This is a genomic window from Geminocystis sp. CENA526 (genome assembly GCF_050753365.1).
Taxonomy (GTDB): Bacteria; Cyanobacteriota; Cyanobacteriia; order Cyanobacteriales; family Cyanobacteriaceae; genus Geminocystis.
The window spans coordinates 1-3,052 of record NZ_JBLZFY010000204.1 but is presented as its reverse complement, the minus strand read 5'-3'; the positions used below and the strand labels follow the sequence as shown (position 1 = coordinate 3,052).

The following is a 3,052-nucleotide window of genomic DNA, read 5'->3' as shown; positions in this document are numbered from 1 at the left end:
CTCTTCCCCCTCTTCCCCCTCTTCCCCCTCTCATTAATTTAAGGGCTCCATTGGGGTTTAAATCCAGCTATGGGTAATTCTTCTAATTGCGGTTGTACCATTTCTGCCGAAGGTAAGGTTAATAACCATAGTCGGCTACTCAAAATTAATTCTGCTGAATCGGTGAATAATTCATCATCGGGTAAAGCAGTTTTTAAACTGTTTTGAGGTACATCATTTTCTGTGATTAATTGATCAAATAATATACCAAATCCATCGGGAGCAAGACTTATTTTCATATCCTGAAATTTGGGTAGTGCTAATAAAGGAATTATCTCCTGTGATTGAATATCGATCGCAACGAAATAGGGTTTTTCTTGAAATTCTGTTTCCATTTCTATTAATTCAGTTAACAAACAAAATAATTGTTTTCCATTGCCATTAAATTTACAATCAACGATCGAACCTTCAATATTAATTAACTCTTTTTCTAATCCTTGATTATTAACATAAAATAATGATTTAGTATAGCGTAAATCCTCATTATCTTTATTAAAATCTATCATTGCCGCACTATTTCCATCAGCAGAAAAAGTGACTACTTGTCCAAATTTTGGTAAAAAATTGACAGATTGAGGATTATTACCTTGGTTATCTAAAGGTAAAATTGCAATGCCTTCCCCTTGCGCAATAGCAATGGCTTTTCTATCAGGAGTAATAATAAAATCTCCTCCTTTTGTATTTAGTCTTTGAGGTATTTTACCCGCTTCAATTCTCCATAAATCAAAGTCTTCTGGATTGTTATAATTAATTCGTTGCACAATAATAATTTCACCATTTTCTCCTGCTAAATCAAACTTATTATTTTGATATTCATTGGCTTCTAAAACTAATCTTAATTGAGAGGGAACTCTTGTGGTTAAATCTTGAGATAAACCCGTAGAAACTTCATAAATATCTAATAGAGGAAACTCACCATTTTTTTTATTTTCATCAATAGCAGAAAAAACAATTCTTTCTGAATCTGGAGTAAATTTAAAGTCTATTACTGTTAAATATTCGGGAGTTAAAATAGTCTTATTTTGTTTGGTAGAATTATTTAAAATAAGTCTTCCACTTTCTTCTCCTTGACTACCAATATAGGCAAAAGCACGATCTCTACTAGGAAATTCTGCTACAAAAGGATCAATATCTGCTCCTAAATTTCCCCTAAATTTTTCTTGCGCATTTTTCAGAGATAAACGATAATTTCTACCGTAAGGAATGACATTATTTAAGGTAAAAACCATCCTCTTTCCCGACCAACTTATTCTACCATCTAAAGAAGGTTCTATTCTTAAATTTTCTTCTACACTTTCTTGAGACATGGGTCGATCGAATATAATAGAAAAACCTCGATCTTTACTGCTAATTTTTTGATCTCGCCAACTAAAATATTCTACATGGGGTAAATTTTTAAATAGGCACTCATTATCTTGACAAAATAAACTTCCCCCCACCAAAATAACTATGATAAAAGTAAGAACCGTAATAACTGTAAAGCATACTTTATCTATGGTTTCTCGGAAAAAATTTGTTGTAATCATAGTATTTTTTTGCTTAATTTCTCTTGAATATAGTCAGATTAATTACCTCTAGTATCTAATCATTTTCTATATAATGTATGTTCTTCTGGTTATAATAGTCAAAAAAGTTAACTTTTTCTAGGTTAATTTGTAGATTTAATTTATCTCCAATTTTTATTATTTGATCAGTAAATATTTTTACCAATAAATTATACTGAGTATCCCCTTGTAAATGAACATTTAAAATAGACTCATTTCCCAAGGCTTCCACAAGGTTAACTATCACGGAAATACTATTATCTAATTCTGAAGATATAGTAAAATATTCTGGTCTAATACCTAACCAAATTTTTTCATAATTATAGTTTTTTAATAATTGTTGCCATTTAGAAGATAACGATAATTTAAAGTGAGAATGAGTAATTAAATCAGGTTTTTCATAGTTTACCTCAAGAAAGTTCATCGGCGGACTGCCAATAAATTGCGCCACAAATTTATTAATCGGTTGATGATATATCTCTAAAGGTGTGGATACTTGCTGAATTTCACCTTGATTCATGATCGCAATACGATCGCCCATGGTCATGGCTTCTGTTTGATCATGGGTTACATAAATAGTAGTCACCCCTAATTGTTTCTGTAGTTTAACAATTTGTCCTCGTGTTTCTGTTCTTAATTTTGCGTCTAGGTTAGATAATGGCTCGTCCATTAAAAATACAAGGGGATTACGAGAGATCGCCCTTCCTAAAGCAACCCGTTGTTTTTGCCCTCCTGATAGCTGTTTCGGCAGACGTTGCAGTAGGTGTTCAATTTGCAACATTTGGGCTACTAAGTGAACTTTTTTACTAATTTCTTTCTCACTTTTCGACAAATAACGCCATTTTTTTGGTAATTTTGCGGTAAGGGTAGTTAAGATTTTATCCACAGGAGTAGAGGGTATGCCCTGATTCATGCGTCTTAAACCGAAGGCAATGTTATCATATACCGTCAAATGAGGATAAAGGGCGTAATTTTGGAATACCATCGCTATATCCCTCGCTTTAGGCGGTAAATTATTCACGGTTCGATCGCCTATAGTAATGTTACCAGCGCTAATGTCTTCTAACCCTGCAATTAAGCGCAATAAAGTACTTTTACCGCATCCAGAAGCACCCACCAACACCATAAATTCGCCATCTTCAATCGTGAGATTAATTCCCTTCAAAACATGGGTAGAAGTAGGGGAATTTTCTACTGTGTCGGGAGAATTTGTCACTCCAGTAACTCCCAAAGCAAAAGAGGGTGAAAACTTTTTACTAGAAGGGGTATAGGTTTTGTAGAGATTGTCAATAATAACCTGTGCCAAGGGGGAATCTACTCTATTTAAACAACAATAGACAAGGATTATACCATGACTTTAAAAGAATGAACTAAAAGATAAAGATGGGCTTATGATCATCTTACACAACCTGAGTGAACTATAAAATGATGAAGATAAGAGGGTAGAGAGGGGGAGGAGGGGGAAGAGG

At 33.6% G+C, this 3,052-nt stretch carries 2 protein-coding genes; both read right to left on the bottom strand.

The features are described 5' to 3' along the window. Nucleotides 1–38: 38 nt before the first annotated feature. A complete protein-coding gene (locus tag ACN4EE_RS22595) occupies nt 39–1,565 on the bottom strand; it encodes a hypothetical protein (protein WP_431708771.1) in 1,527 nt (508 codons plus the stop codon). A gap of 55 nt (nt 1,566–1,620) precedes the next feature. After that, the gene (locus ACN4EE_RS22590; RefSeq protein ID WP_431708770.1) at nt 1,621–2,889 is read right to left on the bottom strand and encodes an ABC transporter ATP-binding protein; all 1,269 of its coding nucleotides are present in this window, start codon (nt 2,887–2,889) and stop codon (nt 1,621–1,623) included. Between the last annotated feature and the right edge of the window lie 163 nt (nt 2,890–3,052).